The organism is Gimesia sp., from assembly GCF_048260065.1.
In the GTDB taxonomy this organism is placed as follows: Bacteria; Planctomycetota; Planctomycetia; order Planctomycetales; family Planctomycetaceae; genus Gimesia.
The window spans coordinates 1-16,956 of record NZ_JBLXHC010000027.1 but is presented as its reverse complement, the minus strand read 5'-3'; the positions used below and the strand labels follow the sequence as shown (position 1 = coordinate 16,956).

Genomic DNA, 16,956 nt, shown 5'->3' with positions numbered 1-16,956 from the left:
TTGGATGACCATCTGGATCTTGCTGCTGTTGATCAGCGGGTTAGCGTTTCTGGCGGTGCTCGCGTTCGTTTCCTTCGGCGTCAAAGCCGAGTTGCGCGACACGCTCAATGATTTGAAAGCCGACGTGAATGAATCGGAGGCCCATCAGGAAATTCTGGATCGTCCCGTGGAATAGATGCCGAAATGGTCAAGATTGCTGTTTACGATCACGCGTCGTAAAGCGATAAAAATTGCGGATTTCGGAACAATAGACTGGTGCCACAGTTTCGATCATGCTATTTTTAAACATCAGTCTGCAGAAACTCTCTGAATGTGAAGAGGCCCTTCTGCTGGTTCCGTACAGGAGTCGCGTCGTTTATGATGTGCCCTTTTTGTCGTGATGGTGAGACGAAAGTAATTGATTCACGTTTGAGTCAACCTTTCAGTGTGCGCCGACGACGAGAGTGTCTGGCCTGCGGAAAACGCTATACGACTTACGAAAAAATCGAAGAGTCGCCTCTCAAAGTCGTCAAAAAAGATGGTGCACGGGTTCCCTTTGACCGTATGAAAATGGTCACCGGGATTGAAACCGCCTGCTATAAACGACCGGTGAGTCCCGATCAGATCGAATCGATCGTCGCGCAGATCGAAGCAGAAATCTACGAGAACTTTGACCGTGAAGTTCCCTCGCGTTTTATTGGCGAACGGGTTTCCACAGTCTTAAAGGACGTCGATCAGGTCGCTTTCGTGCGGTTTGCCTCGGTCTATCGCAATTTCACCGATGCAAACGACTTCGTGACTGAAATTCAACCGATGCTGCGAGCCGACGACTGATCGAGTGTCTGCAGATCAGGCGATGATGTCCGGTACTACATTGCCGGCGACTCCCGTGACCCGCATGTCGAGTCCCTGGAATTTGAACGTCAGCCGTTCGTGGTCCATGCCCAGCAGATGCAGCAGCGTCGCGTGAAAATCGTTGACGTGCATCGGATTTTCCGCCACATTGAAACCGATATCGTCGGTCTTTCCATAGGCGAATCCGCGTTTGACGCCGCCACCTGCCATCCAGACCGTGTAGGCGTCTTTATGGTGATCGCGACCAGGGGCCTTGCGATCTCCCTGGACCATGGGAGTCCGACCGAACTCGGCACCCCAGACGACCAGCGTGTCATCCAGCAGGCCACGCTGTCTTAAATCTCTAATGAGTGCGGCGATGGGTTGATCGACCTGCCGACATTTATTCTTCAGGCTTTTGACGATGCTGCCGTGATGATCCCAGCCCTGGTCGAACAATTGCACGAATCGCACGCCCCGTTCCACGAGTCGTCGTGCCAGCAGGCAGTTGTTGGCGAAGCTGGCTTTGCCCGGCTGTGTGCCGTACTGTTCGTGAATGTGTTTCGGTTCGTTGGAGATATCCATCAACTCGGGCACAGCGGACTGCATGCGATAAGCCATCTCGTATTGATTGATGCGTGTGGCAATTTCCGGATCTCCCACGTCGGCCAGTTGGACCTGGTTGAGATGATTCACACTGTCGATAATCCGTCTGCGGTCTTCGCCGGTCATGCCTTTGGGATTGGAGAGAAACAGAACGGGATCGCCGGACGAACGGAATTCGACCCCCTGATAAATGCTGGGCAGAAAGCCGCTGCCCCACAGGCTGTTGCCGGCGCCTGCGACGTTACCGGTAATCAAAACAACAAAGCCGGGCAGGTTACTGTTTTCCGATCCCAGGCCATAGTTGACCCACGAGCCCAGCGAAGGACGTCCGAAGCGCGAGAAGCCGGTCTGGAAAAAGAGCTGGGCGGGCGCGTGATTGAAGTGATCGGTTTTCAGGGAGTGGATCATGCAGAGTTCATCGGAAACCGAGCCCAGGTGAGGCATGAGTTCCGAGATCGGGAGGCCGGCTTCTCCCTGCTGACGGAACGCGAACGGGCTGCCCATCAGTTTGGGCTGTTCGCGAATGAACGCCAGCCGCAGTCCTTCCCAGAGTTTGTCGGGAACGAGTTCGCCGTCCAGTTCCTGCAGTTTCGGTTTGGCATCATACAGGTCGAGATGCGACGGTGCGCCGACCATATGCAGGAAGATCACATTTTTGGCTTTGGGGGCGAAATGTGATTTGCGGGCCGCCATCGGGTTGGCGGCTGTGGGGAGTGCCGCCTGTAAGTCGTTGGCCAGCAGCGTGGTGAGCGCCGCGCCTCCGACCCCCATGCCGGCCCGCTGGAAAAATTCACGTCGGGTATAATTCAACAGTTGTTGCAGATGCGCGTTCATGATTATCCCTTCGTGATGGTTTCATCTAAATTCAACAGGATGTTGGCCACATACAGCCAGGCTGCCATGCGTGAAGCACCGACCCCTTCCGGTCGGTCGTCCGCTGCAATCAGCTTCTGAGCTGCCTGGGGATGATCCTGAAAATATTTCAGTTCCTGTTCGAAGACTCTGGTTAAATGATCGATTTCCACAGGCTTCGCTTCGCGGGCGACACAGAGCCGAAACGCATACGCGATGCGTTCGCGGTCGGTCATCTCGGAATTCAGGCCGCGGGTTGCCAGACGTTTCGCAAGGCCAACGCCGATCTCCACATAAGCGGGATCGTTCAGCAGCGTGAGTGCCTGCAGCGGGGTATTCGTGCGCGAACGGTTGATCACACAGGCTCCCCGGTCGGGCGCATCGAAATTCGTAAAGCTCGGATAGGGTGCGCTGCGTCGCCAGATGACATAGACGCCACGACGGTAGCGGTCTTCGGAAGTCGACGTCAGATACTTGGGTGCATTGCGTCCCACGTGTCTCCAGAGTCCGTTCGGTTGAGGCGGATAGATTGGCGGGCCTCCCATCTTCGTCGAAAGCAGGCCGCTGATGGTCAGCGCGTTATCGCGAATCGCTTCTGCTGAAAGTCGCAGACGCGGGCCACGGGTGTAGAGTTTATTGTATGGGTCTGCTTCGAGCAGTTCCGGCGTGATGCGGGCTGACTGCTGGTAGGTGGCCGACATCACGATCAGTTTGTGAACGTGTTTCATCGACCAGTTGTGGTCCATGAATTCTACTGCCAGCCAGTCGAGCAGTTCGGGATGCGTGGGGGCATCACCCTGGCTGCCGAAATCTTCCTGGGTGGCGACGATGCCCTGCCCGAAGAACTGGGCCCACCACCGATTCACTGTGACCCGCGCGACCAGTGGATTCTCACGCGCGACAAGCCAGCGGGCAAATTCGAGTCGGCTGGGCTGGTCTTTGGTTTTGAGGGGATGCAGGGCGTCGGGTGTGTGGGGTGTGACTTCGGCCCCTTTGCTGAGGAAATCGCCACGCTTGAAGATGTTGTTCATACGCGGTTCCGGCATTTCCACCATCACCAGTGTGGAATCGGGTTCGAGCGCCGTCAGCTCTTGGCGGACGCGGCTCAGTTTCCTGTCCAGTTCTGCGTACTCCGCATCCTGCTGCTGTTGAAACTGGGTTAACGCATTGTTCTGTTTTTTGGTTCGTTTTTCTGTTTCGGTCTGCAGTGCCTTCCGGACGTCGGCGGGAATTTTGCCGGCTTCTTCGCTGTTCTCCAGCAGTGCCAGGGTGGTCTCTTCCCATTCGGACCAGGCGGTTTTGAGATCTTTCTGACGCTGATTGATCTGCTTCTGCAGTGCCAGGCGTTCGGCCGTCAGTTGATCTTTGGTTTTGAGTTCTTCTTTCGCCAGCGGAACCGCCAGTTTGGGGCCGGTCACTTCGAACGTGACACTCTTGCCTACCTGTTCCACCTCGAGTGGCGTGTTATTGAAGAAGGCAAAGATCTGGTAGTAGTCCTGCTGCGAGAAGGGATCGTATTTGTGATTGTGACACTGGGCGCATTCGAAAGTGGAACCAAGCCAGACGAGGCCGGTGGTATTGACGCGGTCGAAGATCTGGTTGACGCGATTCTCTTCAGGATCAACACCCGCTTCGACGTTACAGGTGGTGCAGCGATGAAAGCCGGTCGCGATCTTCTGTTCCAGGGTTGCCTGGGGAATCAGGTCGCCGGCAATCTGTTGAATGGTGAATTGATCGAAGGGCAGATCCGCATTGAGTGCATTAATGACCCAGTCACGATAGAGCCACATCTCGCGCAGCTGGTCCGCCTGAAATCCGTTGGAGTCGGCATAGCGGGCCAGATCGAGCCACTGCCGCGCCCATTTTTCACCATAGCGGGGTGACTTGAGGAGTTTGTCGACATATTTCTCATAAGCGGCGGGGGAAGGATCTTTTTCAAACGCGATGACATCTTCGGGAGAAGGGGGCAGTCCAATCAGATCGAGAGAAACGCGTCGCAGCAGTCGGGCGGGGCTGGCCTGTGGAGACTGAGCGAGTGGCGGTTCCTGTTGAGATAATTTCTCAGTGACAAACGCATCGATAACGTTGTTGATGCGAAATGCAGAGTCAACCTGCGGTAACGGACTTTTGACTGGTGGGATGTAGGCCCAGTGTTTCGGTTCTTCCGATTCGGTTGGCCAGTCTGCACCAGAGTCGATCCATTGTTTGAGTGTCTGAATTTCCTGCGCGGTCAATCGAGTGCCGGCATCCGCGGGAGGCATCTGCTCGCTCTCGTCTTTTGTGGAGACGCGATGGATGAGCTGACTCTCTTTACTGTTACCGACAATGATGGCCGGCTCACCCGAATCGTTGCGGAGCAGAATATTTTTACGACTGGTTAATCGCAGTCCCCCTTCGCGGGCATCGGGACCATGGCAGTCCTGACAATGTTTGACAAACAGAGGCCGGATCGATTTTTCAAAGTCGATTTTGTGAGCCGCCGGTTTTTCTGTCGTCGCAGGTGCACCGTATGAATCAGCGGACGTACTCAAAAAAAGCGAGCAGAGAACCGCGATGCTGCTGTAGACAGTGCGTGGAACTTGAGAACCATACATACGCGTTCAATCCCTGTCAGGCCACCCGTAAGACTTTAAGAATCTCAAGAGGGAACCTGGTGAGATAATTGAAAGTAATGCCGGTCCGTCAGAACCGCCGAATTCGGGGGACGGTAGTCAGACACCATTGTCTGACGGGCTGAATTCATTTTGGGGAGAGTCGTTCGATGTTCTTCTTTTCCTATCGGAAAAAATCAATACTTCAGAATAACGGACGCATTGATAAAATTCAAGTTTTTTCAGATGCACGCCGGACATTCGCATAACCGGCAATTGTGGAACCGCCGGTTTGCTAAAGTCCTGACATAGTATGACTTAAGATTTCTTCTTTGGGGATTTCTTTGCGGGCTTTTTCATGGTCTGCGCCGATTTTCCCGCTTTGAAGATATCCACTTCGCCCGTATTCTGCTGCGGTTTGCCCGGCGTGGAGCGCCCGCGATCGGCATAGCTCTGCAGTAATTCCGTCAGTTCTTTGACAACTTCGGGATGTTCGGCCTGCACGTTTTTCTGCTCGCCGACATCCGCATTGAGGTCATACAGCTGGATGGCAGGGAGGTCGCTCAGATCGTCTTTGCCTGGCTTGGGGAAACTCCAGCCTCCCGATCCCGGACAGAGTTCGAGCTTCCAGTGATCCTTGCGAATCGAGAACGCACCCCGAATGGAATGATGGACGGCGGCTTCTCTGAGAGGCGTGTCTGCTCTGCCTTCCATCGCCGGGAGCATGCTCACGCTGTCTTCGCCGGCATTATCGGGAACCTTCGCGCCTACGATGTCGGCGGCGGTTGCGAACAGATCGGTCAGGCAGGTGAGCTGATCCGAATGCGTGCCCGCTTTAATCCGCGCGGGCCAGTTGGCGATGAAAGGAACCCGATGTCCGCCTTCATAGATGTCGGCCTTGTGTCCGCGAAACCGGTAACTGGGCTGATGATCTTTATCGGTCATCTCTTTAAAGTTGGCAGCGGGTGAGCAGCCATTGTCGGCGGTGAAGATGACCAGTGTGTTTTCATGGATGCCCTGTTTCTTGAGTGCCTGCATCACCTGACCGACAGTGTCGTCCACCTGCATGACGAAATCGCAGTAAGCGTTGATGCCACTTTTGCCCTGCCATTCGGGAGTCGGCAGGATAGGCGTATGCGGTGCGTTGAGGGGAAAGTAAATGAAGAACGGTTTGCCCTGTTTGGAAGAGGCGGCGTGTTCGTCGATGAGCTGGACGGTTTTGTCGGTGATGCGAGGCAGGACGTCGATGGCTTCAAAATCTTTATGTGCGGGCCCATCTCGAAAGAAAGCCTTGGTGACTGTGGGGATACCCTGACTGCGGTCGTTTTCAATATAAACATACGGGGGCATGTCGAGTGAGGCGCTGATGCCAAAGAAGTAATCGAAGCCCACACTGTTCGGTCCGTTCTGGATTGGTTTGGAATAATCGACGTCCCAGCCCGGATTGGTTTTTTTATCGTAGCCGGCTTCCGTGGCGAAGCCCCCTTTTTTGAGAGACCAGTCCATGCCCAGATGCCATTTCCCCACCGCTGCCGTGTAGTAGCCATGTCCTTTCAACATGGAGGGGACGGTTTCGCGATCCGGCTCGATCAGCCTTCGGGACAATCCCCAGAGCACGCCACTTTTGAGACGTGAGCGCCAGTTATAGCGACCGGTAAGAATCCCATAGCGTGTGGGAGTGCAGACCGACGAACTGGAATGGGCGTCGGTAAAAATCATGCCGCCATGCGCGAGTTGATCGAGGTGCGGCGTCGCAATTTTGCATTCCGGGTTGAGCGCCCGAATGTCGCCGTAACCCATATCGTCGGCAAGTATAAATACAATATTAGGTACACTCTTCTTTTCAGAGGAATATGCTATATTAAGCGAACCAAACACAATGTATAATGTCAGTGTTGTAAGGATGAGTGTAGTAATATTATGTAGTAAATATCTATTTGATGATTTTTCATCAAGCCCGGAAATTACTGCTGCAGGTTGCATAATGGCTCCAATCAAAGTGATTCTTCTCGGGGATTGCAAGTTATTACCTTTTAGTATCAGCCAATGGAACCAGCGGGTCAAGCAAATCATTACCCGAATCATTTTTGATGAAGCGGAACAGCATGAAACAAAAACGCACAAAACGACGTCAAACACATGGTTCCGCCTGGCATTGGAAGCAGACGGACTGCTGGTACTATACCCAGCCAGGTACCAAAAAACGGATTGCGCTGTTCGACGAAAAAGGCGAGCGACTTCGCGGTAAAAAACAGAAACGCGAAGCCGAAATCGCACTGGCCAGAGAAAAACTAACCTGGTCTGATGAAACAACTATTCATGCAAATCATGGTCCCTGGTTGGTAGCACGGGTTTGTTCTGAATATCTGCAGTACTGTGAACGCAGTCTGGAAAAAAACACAATGAGCAAAGGGCATTGTATTAACTCAGTTGCCTGGCTGAATGACCTTTGTGGCTACTGTGGAGCGCTTCCAGTTTCTGATCTCAAAAAAGGACATGTGCAGGAATGGATTGATAGTCACGAGACTTGGAAGAGCCCGGCCACACGTCGGAGTGTTATCTCGATTGTGAATGCCGCGTTTAACCGCGCTGAAGAGATGTTCGGAGTAGTCAATCCGATTAAAGGGCTCAAGAAGCCGAAAGAAAATCCACGCTTGGCTTCTCTCTCCCCCGAAGAAGAGCAGGCACTATACGATATTTGTGAGCCCTGCTTCAGCAATTTCCTCTTTGCTGCGATTCATACTGGACTTCGTCCTTTTAGTGAACTGGCCCGTTTGACGGCCGATGATATTGAGGAACACGATCGCGGCATGATGTGGAGGGTGTACGCCAGTAAGACTGATAAGACGCGGAAAATCCCTGTCCGACCGGAGATAGCAAAGCTCACTCGTCAGTTGATGAAAACTGCCCCTCAGGGATCAGGGAAACCCATCTTCAGAAATACAAGAGGAAATCCCTGGAAACGCATGAATGGTGTGCTGAGGTTTATCGGATTAAAGAAAAAACTGAAATGGAATGATGATCCAGTCAAAGGCAAGTACTCCTGCTATACGTGCCGTCACACGTTCGTACATCGAATGTTGTCCGGGTATTGGACGGATGGAAGAGGTGCCTCAATCGAAACAGTGGCTGAACTCATCGGTGACACACCCACGACCACCTTTCGGCATTATGGTCGAGAATGGGCTCAGAACTACCAGGACCCCTTATGGAATGCCATTGGTGAAAGTTCTACTGGACCCAAAGACAGTCAGTCTAAAACAAAACGAAAGCAGACCAAAGCTACTAAGAAAACGAGCAGGTCAGGTAGTACAAACTCGAGACGTAAAGTTGCTTCAACGAAGACAAAATAAGGACCATGTTGATCAATGGCAGAAAAATCAAAATCCCGTCAAAGGCGTTCCCGCGGACGTGCCTGGTATTGGGAACAGACGGATTCCTGGTATTTCACGCCACCGGGAACGAAAAAACGTTTGCGTCTTGTTGATACCACAGGGCGTCCTGTTCGCGGGAAAGAGAACAGTCAACTTGCAGAACTGGCACTGGCCCGGGTGAAAGCTGATGGGGACTGGTTGCCGACTCCAGAACAGAAGAGTAAGGTGGTGATACAAGTTGCCATGGTGTGCTCGCGGTATCTTGAACATTGTGAAGCTCGATTTAAACATGGAAACCTCAGCTCGGATTACCATGCTGAAGTGGCACGGTATCTGAATGAACTGTGCGCCTATTGTGGTGCTTTGGCCGTGGACGAATTACAGAAAGGGCACATACAACATTGGGTGGAAAGCCATCCTACTTGGAAGTCGACGGCGACACAGCGGAATGCGATGAGTATCGTGATGGCAGCCTTTAATTTTTACACAGAGGAAGTCGGCTCCATTCACAATCCCCTGGTGGGAATGCAAAAACCACCGCAGTGCCCACGACTCCATTCTTTCAGTGAAGAAGATGAGCAATTGCTGTATTCTGCTACCGATGATTATTTTGGCAATTTCCTGTTTGCTGGAATTCATACAGGACTACGTCCTTTTTGTGAACTGGCCCGTGTTACTGCCAATGATGTCATTGAATCTGAGCGGGGTATGCAATGGCGGGTCTATGCCAGCAAGACTGGGAAGACACGTACCATTCCTGTGCGGTCTGAGGTCGCTGAATTGACACGACAAATGATTGAGGAAGTGGGAGCTGATCCCACAACTACTCTTTTTCGGAATTCGCGAGGAGGTGCCTGGACGAAAGTGGCTGGCGTGCAACGTTTCCGTAAAATACGACAGGACCTAGGATGGCTCAATGATCCTGTCCGCAAGCAGTATTCGACTTATACCTGCCGTCATACATTCGCGCATCGGATGCTCGCCGGCTACTGGAATGAGGGACAGGGATGTTCCATTGAAGTTTTAGCAGAGTTGATGGGGGATACTCCCAAAGTGGCCTTTGATCATTATGGCCGTGAGTGGGGACAGCATTATCAGGAGCCTCTGTGGACGGCAATTGGAATGTAAACCACGCTCCAAAATCAGCTTTAGTTTGAATATTACTCAGCTGAAAATACTCAGTATCTGCCGCCTCTGTAGACAAGAATAGGACTCAACGTAAGTGTTTTGAGCTAATCTGGTCGCCCCAATGGTACCGTAATGCCTGGAAACTGTTTGGAATTTGTCGCCCTGTGACGGTGTATCCTAGTCTGAGGTTTGACACGCATTTCTTCTTTGATGCGTCCGATTTCACTCTTTTCGATACGAATCCGCCCCTGTCCTCTCCGGCCTCCCTGAAAGTATTTGATTTCCACAGCGGTTCCGCGTAGTACAAACTCACCACAGTCTGACTGCGCAAGCCAGTCGTAAAACGTCAGGACTGAGATCCCGAGTTCTTCTGCTGCCTGCTGTGCTGTTAACCAGTCTGTTGCCATGTCCGACCCGAATGTCGATACAAAGTGATGATATTGTTGACCCAGTGGTCATCTCGATCATCAGATTGTCGCAATTGAGGGTCGCACAATTGTCGCATGACGCGACAATTGACTGCTTGGGGAAGATTTTTGAGAAAAAAGTTAAATAATTTGCCTGATAAGCGTTCGTGTAGCCGGGCATTAAAAAACTTCCTCACTGTAAATATGAACCCTTGCCTTTCAACAGTGGGCATAGATATCAAGGAACGAACTAGGTTCGATAGAAAAATATTGCTGTCTAATGATCTCGATTGGACTAATATGCGTTGGAATGGAACCGGATTCTGTTGTAAGTGATCCGTTTTATCTCGATCTTAATTTTGAGCTGATACTTTGATGAATAAATTATTGTTGGCATTACAGGGGTTTGAGGATTTAGGTCCGCTTCAAGAAATAAATATGACGGAGGAGAAATCAGATCTTATTGAAGCGTGGTTAAAAGAGAGTGTTTGTCCTGTTGTAGAAGAGTTGGTCGATTTAACGACTTTTCAGTCAAATACTCTTTGGTCTGCTTCACACTTAAGTAAAGGTACGGAGACGCGAGAACGCAAACTTGTGGAGTATGTCGATGATTGCTTGGTTAAATTTGCAGTTCAATTGGAAGCCTGCTTTCCCTACGTTTATCAGGCTAGGATTCCCATACACCACATTAATGATATACGTTTCATTGCTCAGAGACGCTGGTTCGACCTTGTCCATGCAGAGGATTTTTATCAGCCGACACAGCAATTGTTATTAGAGGATTTCAATAATCAGCACACAAATAATTTTCGAAATTACAAGCAGAATAAAACACCAGCTGATCATGTCTGTGACAGCATGTTTGCCCGCATAAAATATTGGAAAGAAATTTTAGATCAAATATATAGACTCTTCTTTGCGAATATACGGATAGATGATGAGCAAAGTATGAAAGATTTTTCTTCTCTTATGGATTGTGTGACGCAATTAGATTCCTCAGTCAAGGAATTACAAAAAGTATGTCTGAAATCCAAGCAAAAAACTCTCCGAGATGCTTGCACAACTTTATCATTAATTTATTTGTCTTACGCGGATCGTCCTGAATTGAATTGGCTCGTGGAAGATTCAAGTGAAGTAGAAGTGAGATCACGATCTTTTCGAAGATGTGTCGTACGACCTCCCGGAGAAATCCAACATGTTGAGAAGCAGTTAGATGGTACTTTCAAACTTATAAAGAAAGAGCCTGCTTCATTATGTAATCCTGCAGTAATCCGAAAAGTTGCTCAAGCTTTGATGGACATCAAGCCTATTTATGAAGTTCCGGATAGCCCTGAGGATTTGATCGACTGGGCTTGCTCTCAATCCCGTCTGGTTTTAGTTGATCATTCACCGCGACAGGTCTTTTGGGATGGAGAACCTATTGTCCAAAAATGGGACACTGAAACTGTTCAATGGAATTTGTTATGGATTCTGGCATGCAACCCGGGAAGAACTGTTGATAAAGAGATGCTATATAAGCCTCAGGGTCAGAAAATTAGTTCGCGACGTACTCGTCTCAAAGAATTGCTCAACGGGTGCGAAGCATTAAACCAACTGATTAAAACTATTCGCGGCCAAGGATATCGTCTGGAATTAGATAGTGACAACATTATTTTACTGCAGTCTGATGGACTTGGAGGTTTAAACAGAGTTCCTACCAGAAAATCTAGAAGTATTAATTCTTAAAGTAAGCTTCAGTCGGCAGTCTCTCCTCTTGATGTGCTGGCATTAACCGCATCATAGGCTAAATTAATACGCTTTTTGTGTCATAATAAGTAGGGAATATTTAGCATTCAGGACGCTATTCTATGGCCATTTCATCGTCCTGACTGCTCGATTACAGGGCGCCCGTTAGCGAAAACCGCTCCCATCGGTGAAGGATAGTACGGGCTTTTTCTGGTTTTCGAAAAATTTTCTACGGTCCCGCCATTTTTTCTTTCAATGTCGCACGCTGCGACAATTGTGCGACATTCCATTTTTATGCTCAGCACTCGTACCACCTGCGACTTGTATTTGAAGTCTTCGACGTTCGAAGAAATATGTCTGTTGGCTGGGTGGCAAAACCTCTTTTAAGGAGTGCTTTCATGTTAAAGCCAAACTACAAAACTAAGGTAACTCGGACACGTGAGCAGATTGCTCAAGAACGCGAGGATTTAGTACTTAAGACAGCGGGAGAAATTGATGCGATCGTGGCAGAATACCACGCCAAACTTCCTCGCAAACAAGCAGAATCGATAGGGGCCGCTTATGCGAGATTTTCTTCCCGCTTTCAGGAATCGATTGCTGATCAGATTCGCGTTATCTTTGAGGCAGCGATCAAAGCTGGAATTTTCATACCACGCGAAAAAATCTTCTATGATTTGGCTGTGAGCGGCAAGAAAGAACGCCGTTCCGGGTTTAACCAGCTAAAAGAGGCCATTGAAAATAAAGAGTTCGAAGTTCTCCTGGTATTTACGACGTCCCGGCTGTATCGCAAAAACTACAAATCAATGCAGTTTGTTGAAGAAGAACTGGTAGAACGCGGGCTTCGTGCCATTTTTGTGAAGTCGGGACTGGACACAGCAGATGGAGATAACTGGAGAATGATGCTCCAGATGTACTCTTTTCTGGATGAAATCTATGCAGGAATGCATAGCGCTCATATACAGGCAGCACATGAGACTTTGTTTCTGCAAGGGATGGTCTGTACTTCACTTTCGTTGGGTTATACGGGGCAAGATGTTCCAGGTCAATTTACCAAACAAAAGCGACCGCGACAGAAGATAGTCATAGATCCAGAAACGGCACCCTGGATCAAAAAGATCTTTGACTGGTATGTGGCAGGTAAAAGTATGGACCGTATTGCTCAAGACCTGAATGGTGATCCCAATGCACCTGCTCCCAATAAATCCTTAACAGGCATCTGGACGCATGAGCTGGTACGAAAGCATTTGATGCGTCCAGCCTACCGGGGATTTTGGTGTTATGGTGCAAAAGAGACCGAATGGTTGAGCAAAAAGGATTATGCCAAACAGGTCGAACGCGATGAGCCCCTCAAGTCACAGCAGTTTGAATATCTACGGATCATTTCAGACGAGCAGTGGTACCGGGTCCAGGACCTTCTGGCAAACGAAAAGCAAAAATCCGGTCGAAAGCCCTTGGATAAAGTTCAAGAGGCAAGGCCGCGTTTGTTACGGCAACTTTTTGTTTGCCCTGAGCATGGTCGTAAGCTCGTCGTAGGGGGCCCATACGGCCGGAGCCTGCTTTGTCCATTATGTCGTGCTACTAAAGCTGAGGATCGCCCCCTATATACGCATCTCAACCGGGAGCTTGCGTTACAATTAACGTGTGAAAAACTTGTAGAATTGATCCGATCTGATTCTGAGCTGGTGCTGGAAATCATCGTTGCCTGTCAGCAGGCGGCTGAATCGGTTCAAAAGCCTGATCCAGAACGTTTAAGTCAATTACGCTCTGAAGCGAAAAAGCTGATGAGTAAAATTGAGTTCAATCGTCGTTCTCCAGGTGAATCGGATGCAGAGCAAAAACAGACAGAGCTGCTTCTGAAAGAGTTACGGGGACAGTACGCTGCCGTTTCAGTAGAACTGACTTCCCTGGAAACTGCACAAAGTCAAGGTGTCGTTATACCGACAGCTGAGGAAGTAACTGCTTTACTTGATGAGTTTGGCAATTTAATCGCATCTGCTTCATTTTCTGAAGATGAAACTGATTTTCGAATCGCCCGCCGTATCATCGATCTGCTGACTGGGGGTCAAATAGACCTATATCAGATGGGGGAGCGCAGACAGAATAAAGGGTGGTTACAGGGCCGGTTCGTTGTGGATGTAGTTTCTGCCGTCTCCAGTCAGCTCACAGGTCTGACTGCCGATGCAGGACAGCGGCAGGGCAAAGAAGTGATTATCGACTATAAAGCAGAAAAGCTGATCGATAGACAGGCTGAAGAAGCAAAAGCCCTATCTGATGAGGGGCTGCTCTGTAAGCAGATAGCCAAAGAGATGGGTAAGTCACGTAGTTACATTACGGTTCTTATCAAGCACTGGTTTCGGTCTCGCGGACTGCCTGTCCCTGACGGACGTCGACGTCGTAAGCAACTGCCTAATAAACAGGAATCGTTGCCGCTTTACCGGCAACTGGCCGATGAAGCTGTGCAGTTGGCAGATCAGGGGCTGCCTTACCTTGTGATCGCCAGAAAACTGAAGACGAATGATACTATCATCGGTAAAGCGATTTCATGGTGGCATACTTCACGAAACCTTCCCGTTCCCACGGCGGACGACCGTCGTAAAAAAACATTATCAAAAGCAAAGGAGCTTTATGAACAAGGTATACTTATTAAGGATATGGCACCCGACTTTGATTACGGCCCACGAGGCCTGACACTAGCGCTGAGGAAGTTTTACGCCGAATTGGGAGAAACCATGCCAGACGGTCGCTCACGACGCGGTAATGCACGGTCTGGTGAGCCGGTGAATGGCAATTCTAAAAACTGATATGTGCCCAGCTGATTCTTAGAAAGGAGAATTTATAGAAAGATGTTTTTGCGGCCGCTGGTCGCACTGTGACATTTCGTGTTGAACTTGCCCGATATTGGATTTCATTTCTTATCGGGCTTTTTTTATGTATTCATGTAAAAAGGAGATGTGAATGAAACAGAAGATACATTCTACATCCCAAGTCAAATCTGCAGAGCCGGGAGTCAAGAATGATCTTGTTGACAGGCGTCAAGAACTGGCTCAGTTGATTGGGCACCTGATTGCTCGTATCTGGTTGAAAAACCAACATCCAGCAGATTTTGATGCCAGGGATGCCACAGGTTCAGCGGATAAGCCGATCTAAAAATAGCAAATCGAAACTAAGGTGTATTGACGATGCAACAAACATGTCAAAACTTAGGGTCAGTGGAAACAACTGTAAAATCCAATGCATTGATACCAGCCATCGGCAAATCCGAACTTCATCATTGTGGCAGCCAGCCTCCCAGTTCATTCCAGGGGAAAACACACAAATCCTCTTTGATCGAATTGATAAAGTCAAGAAAGGAGATCAATGCTAACGAGACAAGAAATCATGTTGATCAGAGCTGCCCTGCAGTTCTGGTGTGAAGAAATGGATCTCGAAGATTCAAATCTGCTCACAATTTATGCCGGTGATCCCGCAGTAAATCAGAAATGGGAGCAGGAAGATATCCAACGGCTGCAGACTCAGCTTCTGACAGCGCGACTACGGTATGCTGTATGCCAGCATGATGCGACAACGGTAAAGAATCCCCGTCTGTTTGAAAACCCGGCAGATGCAATACTGGAAAAAAACGACGACTCTGACCAACTGGGAGTCGTCCTGGTTGCTGAACCAGAGGTCTAAACTCCCTCAAACCCCATCCATCAGTTCTGCCAGGCTGATTTCGAGTGTATCGGCGATCCGTTCGATATTCCGTAATGAAAGATTTCGTTCCCCCCGTTCGATCCCGCCGACGTAAGTCCGGTCCAGCTCACAGGCATAAGCAAAGTTCTCTTGAGAGTAGCCTTGCTCTTTGCGCAGTTTGCGGACTCGCTTTCCAAATCTCATCAATATGTCTGCTCGTTTAGTCATACGAGCATTTAACACTTGACAATGACGATAACACCACGGATTATAAGTATCATTATTGAGTGTAAACTTGGACAATCAGAGTGCAGGTATTCAAAAACATTCGCCATTAAAAGAGGAGAAAATCAATGTTGCAACTATCAAGGAGAATCAGCTACACCATCGAAAGCATCATTTCGGTGAATCAAATAATTGCATTTGTATACGTGATACCGTTGGCTCTCACACTTTCGGGATGTGGCGGCGACACAACAGCAAGTAACCTCCCTAAAAACTCAACCCCCTCCAGTAAACCCTTGCCTGAAGAATACCGAGTGCTTGCTTCACACCTCAGTATGGAGATGAAATCTGATCCAGGCCATTTTCGGGATAATCGCGAGATAGCGGAAATTATGGCGGATGTACAGTCCACCTTATTAGACTTACGTGAGATCAAATCGAACGATAAAGAGATTATGTATCTTTCTGATCAAGTCCAAAATGCGAATACCTTATTCTTGAAATGTATTAACAATTTGAACGCCCTGCCAAAGCCTGCCGATGAGGGAACACTGTTTGTAGGTTCGATGCTTGATGGATTCTTTGGTAATTTTTTGGGTAGCTATCACCGTGGCCTTGATGCAGAGGCGAAGCAGAACGCTTTAAATGTAGAATTACAGTCAGCTATTGCCGCAGTCGATCAACTTGAAGCAGCGCTACTGTTGCTTCCCAAAGTTGCTGAAAAGTATTCGGCAACCTTAAGTGATTCGGCTGGTCGTATCGTAGTCGATTTTAATGAGTCCTGGGGAGACTCCGGACCAAATGATTGGCTTGTACTTCAGAACCGTGGGGAAACACTTAAAGATTGTACCATTGTGGTGCAATTGACTGGGGCAAGCGGAAAGGTTCGAAAAAACGTACATTTCCTAGAAACATGGCCAGCTAATACCAGCATGTGGGGGCGATATCAAAGCGGAGAGGAAGTCTTGGGACGAACAGTGGAAAAGACGACTGTCACACACGTGCAAGAATTGGACATTACAATCTATTCACCGCAGTTTGCCACGCAGATTCATTATGTTTATCAGGGAGCGGAAAAAGACAAAGACATTGCTCAAATCTGTAAAGACCTGAGTTTTCAAGGTTCCTACCAACCGTATCAAGCGGGAATAGTCTGGGACACTCAGCGTGGCGTTCAACTTACCTTAAACGGAGTTTCCTTGCTTCCCCAATGTCGAGTTGATGTTGCATTTCGAAAAGGTGACCAATCGAAAGTCTGGTTCTGGAATCATGATTCCTGGATGAAAGGAGAAACAAAGAGTTTTAATACACCAAAGGGAGGACTGGATTTCGATCCAGACAGGATCGACTTCGAAATCTCTTTTCCCCACACTAATTACAAATATAAAACGACGCTCAATGTCGATACGGAATCTGGTAAATGAATTCCCCTTCAAAATTTCATTCAATCGCTCAGACAACCTTTAATATGGTCTCTTGAACATAAAGTTCCACGAAAACGTGATCCATTTCAGGTTTAGGTGGGTTAAGTTCCAGCTACAGAACTTGAAATCTTTTGAGAAA

Annotated in this window: 14 protein-coding genes; 9 read left to right on the top strand and 5 right to left on the bottom strand. The window is 49.1% G+C overall.

Annotated elements, in window-relative coordinates; all coding sequences use genetic code 11:
• The first annotated feature begins 4 nt into the window (after positions 1 to 4).
• Both ACN0YN_RS29190 and nrdR read left to right on the top strand, forming a co-directional pair.
• On the top strand, positions 5 to 175 hold the full coding sequence (locus ACN0YN_RS29190) for a hypothetical protein (RefSeq protein ID WP_417388418.1): 171 nt from the start codon (positions 5 to 7) through the stop codon (positions 173 to 175).
• Positions 176 to 357: 182 nt separating this feature from the next.
• Positions 358 to 813: a transcriptional regulator NrdR gene (gene nrdR, locus ACN0YN_RS29185; RefSeq protein ID WP_417388417.1), complete on the top strand. Its 456-nt coding sequence runs from the start codon at positions 358 to 360 to the stop codon at positions 811 to 813.
• 15 nt (positions 814 to 828) lie between these two features.
• On the opposite strand, the gene ACN0YN_RS29180 is transcribed toward nrdR, so the two are convergent.
• From ACN0YN_RS29180 to ACN0YN_RS29170, 3 genes are all read right to left on the bottom strand, one after another.
• The gene (locus ACN0YN_RS29180; RefSeq protein WP_417388416.1) at positions 829 to 2,253 is read right to left on the bottom strand and encodes a DUF1501 domain-containing protein; all 1,425 of its coding nucleotides are present in this window, start codon (positions 2,251 to 2,253) and stop codon (positions 829 to 831) included.
• A gap of 2 nt (positions 2,254 to 2,255) precedes the next feature.
• Positions 2,256 to 4,865, bottom strand: coding sequence for a DUF1553 domain-containing protein (locus ACN0YN_RS29175; protein ID WP_417388415.1), 2,610 nt, complete (start codon positions 4,863 to 4,865; stop codon positions 2,256 to 2,258).
• Positions 4,866 to 5,180: 315 nt separating this feature from the next.
• Complete coding sequence (locus ACN0YN_RS29170) at positions 5,181 to 6,845, bottom strand: sulfatase family protein (protein WP_417388414.1); 1,665 nt, start codon at positions 6,843 to 6,845, stop codon at positions 5,181 to 5,183.
• 122 nt (positions 6,846 to 6,967) lie between these two features.
• Here ACN0YN_RS29170 and ACN0YN_RS29165 point away from each other — a divergent pair, with 122 nt between their 5' ends.
• Together ACN0YN_RS29165 and ACN0YN_RS29160 are read left to right on the top strand one after the other, a co-directional pair.
• Complete coding sequence (locus ACN0YN_RS29165; RefSeq protein WP_145187053.1) at positions 6,968 to 8,215, top strand: tyrosine-type recombinase/integrase; 1,248 nt, start codon at positions 6,968 to 6,970, stop codon at positions 8,213 to 8,215.
• A gap of 15 nt (positions 8,216 to 8,230) precedes the next feature.
• Complete coding sequence (locus ACN0YN_RS29160; protein ID WP_145187055.1) at positions 8,231 to 9,364, top strand: tyrosine-type recombinase/integrase; 1,134 nt, start codon at positions 8,231 to 8,233, stop codon at positions 9,362 to 9,364.
• 104 nt (positions 9,365 to 9,468) lie between these two features.
• Here the strand turns inward: ACN0YN_RS29160 and ACN0YN_RS29155 are convergent, their stop codons facing one another.
• On the bottom strand, positions 9,469 to 9,771 hold the full coding sequence (locus tag ACN0YN_RS29155) for a helix-turn-helix domain-containing protein (protein ID WP_145187057.1): 303 nt from the start codon (positions 9,769 to 9,771) through the stop codon (positions 9,469 to 9,471).
• 375 nt (positions 9,772 to 10,146) lie between these two features.
• Here ACN0YN_RS29155 and ACN0YN_RS29150 point away from each other — a divergent pair, with 375 nt between their 5' ends.
• From ACN0YN_RS29150 to ACN0YN_RS29135, 4 genes are all read left to right on the top strand, one after another.
• Positions 10,147 to 11,496: a winged helix-turn-helix domain-containing protein gene (locus ACN0YN_RS29150; RefSeq protein ID WP_145187059.1), complete on the top strand. Its 1,350-nt coding sequence runs from the start codon at positions 10,147 to 10,149 to the stop codon at positions 11,494 to 11,496.
• Between the two features lie 398 nt (positions 11,497 to 11,894).
• Positions 11,895 to 14,297 carry a recombinase family protein gene (locus ACN0YN_RS29145; RefSeq protein ID WP_194242561.1) on the top strand — a complete coding sequence of 801 codons (2,403 nt, stop codon included), beginning with the start codon at positions 11,895 to 11,897 and terminating at the stop codon, positions 14,295 to 14,297.
• A gap of 154 nt (positions 14,298 to 14,451) precedes the next feature.
• Positions 14,452 to 14,643: a hypothetical protein gene (locus ACN0YN_RS29140; protein ID WP_145187063.1), complete on the top strand. Its 192-nt coding sequence runs from the start codon at positions 14,452 to 14,454 to the stop codon at positions 14,641 to 14,643.
• Between the two features lie 210 nt (positions 14,644 to 14,853).
• A complete protein-coding gene (locus ACN0YN_RS29135) occupies positions 14,854 to 15,168 on the top strand; it encodes a hypothetical protein (RefSeq protein ID WP_145187065.1) in 315 nt (104 codons plus the stop codon).
• A 6-nt stretch (positions 15,169 to 15,174) separates the two neighbouring features.
• On the opposite strand, the gene ACN0YN_RS29130 is transcribed toward ACN0YN_RS29135, so the two are convergent.
• On the bottom strand, positions 15,175 to 15,396 hold the full coding sequence (locus tag ACN0YN_RS29130) for a helix-turn-helix domain-containing protein (protein WP_145187067.1): 222 nt from the start codon (positions 15,394 to 15,396) through the stop codon (positions 15,175 to 15,177).
• Positions 15,397 to 15,521: 125 nt separating this feature from the next.
• On the opposite strand from ACN0YN_RS29130, the gene ACN0YN_RS29125 reads away from it, so the two are divergent.
• Positions 15,522 to 16,817, top strand: coding sequence for a hypothetical protein (locus tag ACN0YN_RS29125; RefSeq protein ID WP_145187069.1), 1,296 nt, complete (start codon positions 15,522 to 15,524; stop codon positions 16,815 to 16,817).
• Positions 16,818 to 16,956 lie beyond the last annotated feature (139 nt).